This window comes from Amycolatopsis sp. NPDC039088, from assembly GCF_055598845.1.
On record NZ_JBVKAE010000004.1, the window covers coordinates 318,617 to 321,964 of the forward strand.

Annotated in this window: 4 protein-coding genes; 3 read left to right on the forward strand and 1 reads right to left on the reverse strand. The window is 67.0% G+C overall.

Annotation, left to right across the window (positions count from 1 at the left end; all coding sequences use genetic code 11):
• Positions 1 to 133 precede the first annotated feature (133 nt).
• A complete protein-coding gene (locus ACZ7KI_RS07795) occupies positions 134 to 679 on the reverse strand; it encodes a CHAP domain-containing protein (protein WP_470272407.1) in 546 nt (181 codons plus the stop codon).
• A gap of 224 nt (positions 680 to 903) precedes the next feature.
• On the opposite strand from ACZ7KI_RS07795, the gene rpmE reads away from it, so the two are divergent.
• The 3 genes from rpmE to ACZ7KI_RS07810 all read left to right on the forward strand — a co-directional run bounded on the left by rpmE (position 904) and on the right by ACZ7KI_RS07810 (position 2,986).
• Positions 904 to 1,131, forward strand: a complete 228-nt coding sequence (gene rpmE, locus ACZ7KI_RS07800) for a 50S ribosomal protein L31 (RefSeq protein ID WP_044852438.1) — start codon at positions 904 to 906, stop codon at positions 1,129 to 1,131.
• A 97-nt stretch (positions 1,132 to 1,228) separates the two neighbouring features.
• The gene (gene prfA / locus ACZ7KI_RS07805; RefSeq protein WP_470272408.1) at positions 1,229 to 2,299 is read left to right on the forward strand and encodes a peptide chain release factor 1; all 1,071 of its coding nucleotides are present in this window, start codon (positions 1,229 to 1,231) and stop codon (positions 2,297 to 2,299) included.
• Positions 2,300 to 2,305: 6 nt separating this feature from the next.
• Complete coding sequence (locus ACZ7KI_RS07810; protein ID WP_470272409.1) at positions 2,306 to 2,986, forward strand: hypothetical protein; 681 nt, start codon at positions 2,306 to 2,308, stop codon at positions 2,984 to 2,986.
• Positions 2,987 to 3,348: the final 362 nt, after the last annotated feature.

The following is a 3,348-nucleotide window of genomic DNA, read 5'->3' on the forward strand; positions in this document are numbered from 1 at the left end:
TCCGTGGTGGGGGGTCGGGTCGGGGGTTACTGGGGGGGGGTCCCACCCAACGGGGTGAGAAAGGGGGTGGGGTGGGGTGGGGGGGGGGGGGGGGGGGCTCCCCCCCCCCCCCACCCCCCCCGAGACCGAAGGCTCAGCGGTGCGGCACAGCGGCGGGGGTCCAGCCGCGGTAGTTGTTGAAGTAGTTCACGCTCGAAGCGTGGCCGATCTTGCCGCCGATGCTGGAGGCGTAGATCCCGCCGGAGCCGTCGGCGATGCCGACGTGGCCCCACTGGCTGATGTTCCAGTAGACGAAGGCGCCCTTCGGCGGCGTGCCGGTCGTGTGCTTCGGGCTCGCGCCGTTCCAGTGCGCGTTGGCCGAGGCCCAGACGCCGGTGGTGCCGTAGGCGTTTTCGGCGGCCTTCTCGCAGAGGCCCTGGTACGCGGTGGAGCCGGCGTGGTTCTTGTACCACTGGACGGCGCCGGCGGGCGTGCCGTCCCCGGCGCCCTGGATCGAGAGGTCGCCCTCGGGCACCGTGGTGAAGGTGCCGGCCGCCGGGTTGATGTCGGCGGCGGTGATGACGGCGCCCGTTTCGGGGGCGGCCGGAGCGGCCCCGGCGACGGGAGCGATGGCGAGGGCCGCGATGGCCAGCGCGGCGACGGACGCCGGCTTCGCCACCTTGGCAAGGATGGTGCGCATGTTCAGTACCTCCCTGTTGAGGAATTACCAACATGAGGACCTTCGCGTGAGTAAGTACAAATTTCGTACAACTCACCGTCGATAGTTGATAACTCAACGTGTTGGAATAGGTCGGGGGAGGGGTGCGTTAACCTCACTGCCAGCGCGTCTGGCAAAATCATCCGCTGAAGTCCGGCACCGGTTCACCCCGCACTGGGGACCCGGGGCCAACGAGAGAGGACACCATGAAGAGCGGTATTCACCCCGAGTACGTGGTCACGAACGTGGACTGCGACTGCGGTAACACTTTCACCACGCGTAGCACCAAGACCTCCGGCAAGCTCCACGTCGAGATCTGCTCGAACTGCCACCCGTTCTACACCGGCAAGCAGAAGCTCATGGACACCGGCGGCCGCGTCGCGCGCTTCGAGGCTCGCTACGGCAAGCGCAAGAAGGCCGAAGACGCCAAGTAGCTTGAACGACGGCGCCTACCCGCATGTCCGGGTAGGCGCCGTTTTTCATGGTTTCGCAGGCGTTCGCGTTGTCCGACGGCCGTAGAGAGGTGGAGTGGTGGATTCGAGTTCGCTGAAGGGTCTGCTCGAGGAGCACGCCCAGCTGGAGAAACAGCTGGCCGACCCGTCCGTGCACGCCGACCAGGCGAGGGCACGCAAGCTCGGCCGCCGCTACGCGGAGCTGAGCCCGGTCGTGAAGACGATCCGCGAGCTCGACTCAGCACGTGAAGACCTCGAAGCGGCGAAGGAACTCGTCTCGGAAGACGCCGCCTTCGCGGCCGAGGCCGAGGAGATCACCGCCAAGATCCCCGCGCTCGAGGCCAGGCTCTCCGAACTTCTCGTGCCACGCGACCCGTACGACGGTTCCGACGTGGTCATGGAGATCAAATCGGGTGAAGGCGGCGAGGAGTCGGCGCTGTTCGCCGGCGACCTGCTGCGCATGTACCTGCGCTACGCCGAGCGCCACGGCTGGAAGGCCGAAGTCCTCGACTCGGTCGACTCGGACCTCGGCGGTTTCAAGGACGTCACCGTGTCCATCAAGAGCCGCTCGGCCGACGTCGACGGCGTCTGGGCCAGGCTGAAGTTCGAGGGCGGGGTGCACCGTGTACAGCGCGTGCCCGCCACCGAATCGCAGGGCCGCATCCACACCTCCGCCTCCGGCGTGCTCATCTACCCCGAACCCGAGGACGTCGAGGTCGAGATCGACCCGAACGACCTGCGGATCGACGTCTACCGCTCGTCCGGCCCCGGCGGCCAGAGCGTGAACACGACCGACTCGGCGGTGCGCATCACGCATATCCCGACCGGCGTGGTCGTCTCGTGCCAGAACGAGAAGTCGCAGATCCAGAACCGGGCCCGCGCCCTGCAGGTGCTGCAGGCCCGCCTCCAGGCGATCGCCGAGGAAGAGGCCGCCGCGAAGGCGTCGGACGCGCGCCGCTCGCAGGTCCGCACCGTCGACCGCTCCGAGCGGATCCGCACCTACAACTTCGCCGAGAACCGCATCGCCGACCACCGGGTGAACTACAAGGCCTACAACCTGGACCAGGTCCTCGACGGCGACCTCGACAACGTGCTGGACGCGCTCATCACCGCGGACCGCGAAGAACGACTCGCCGCCCACGGCGGCTGACCTTAGGTGTCGGGCGACATCTTCCTCGACACCGCCGAGCCGTCCCACCCGGATTTCTGGTGGAACGCCTCGAGCGGGGTGATCGGCTGGGTCATCGACGTGCTCACCGAACGCGTGACCGACCCTGAGCTGAAGGCGGAGCTCGTCGAGTACCGCGGTTTCACCCTCTTCGGGATCGGCGCGTTCGGGGAGCGGGCACCCGAACTCATCCGGGTGCTGCGCACCGAGCTGTACACGGCGGCCGAAAACGCGGTCGCCGCCGGTGACCTGGCCGACTGGATGCTCCCGCGCATCGCCGAACTGGCCCGGTACGCGGACTGGTGGGCCGAGCTGAACTGGGATTCCGCCGAGCCCATGCCGGGCCGATCACCGCTCGGATACTTCCTGTTCCACGAAGAGCGCCTGCCGGAGTCTTGGTGGATCGCACCGAGGGAACTGGTGCTGTGGGTGCTGGATGTGTTGCTGGAGAACGCTTCCTCGCCCGGCCTCGCGGCGAAACTCGGCCAGCTGCGTGAGGCGAAACAAGTCCTTTTGTCGACGCTCCTGTTCGACGAGGAACAGCTCGCCGAGGTGCTCGCGATCCTTCGGTGGCGGCTCCGGCCCGCGGCCGAGCGGATGTTCACCGATCAGCGGCGTACCGATGTGGAACGTCTCGCCTCGCTCGCCGTCAAGTGGAAGTCCCGCTGACGCGGCTTCGTGCTCGGTATTGGGGAGGACATCAGGTAGCGTGTCGCGAAAGCCACTTTCGGGACACGTGATGTCCCGAAAGTGGCTTTCGCGACATGAGCAGCGGGCACCGGCTCGCCACTCAAGACCCTGCGGCCGCGCTCACCAGGAGTCCCGGCCAGGAAAGTCCGTGAAGGCCTCCTTCCCTACCTTGAGAGTAGGGTCCCGGCAAAGTCGCAGAGTTGCTGGTCGGCACTGTTCTCGACGGTCCGATGTGGCATCGCTGATGCCCGCGGGGTCCGAGTGTGGAGGATTTGGGACGGTGAACGTCCCAAATCCTCCACACTCGAGGTACACCAGGTTCAGAGGCATACCCCTGAACC

Excerpts from the sequence above, each read along its gene's own strand:
- ACZ7KI_RS07795 (WP_470272407.1), bottom strand. The coding sequence starts at position 679 with ATGCGCACCATCCTTGCCAAGGTGGCGAAGCCGGCGTCCGTCGCCGCG.
- rpmE (WP_044852438.1), top strand. The coding sequence starts at position 904 with ATGAAGAGCGGTATTCACCCCGAGTACGTGGTCACGAACGTGGACTGC.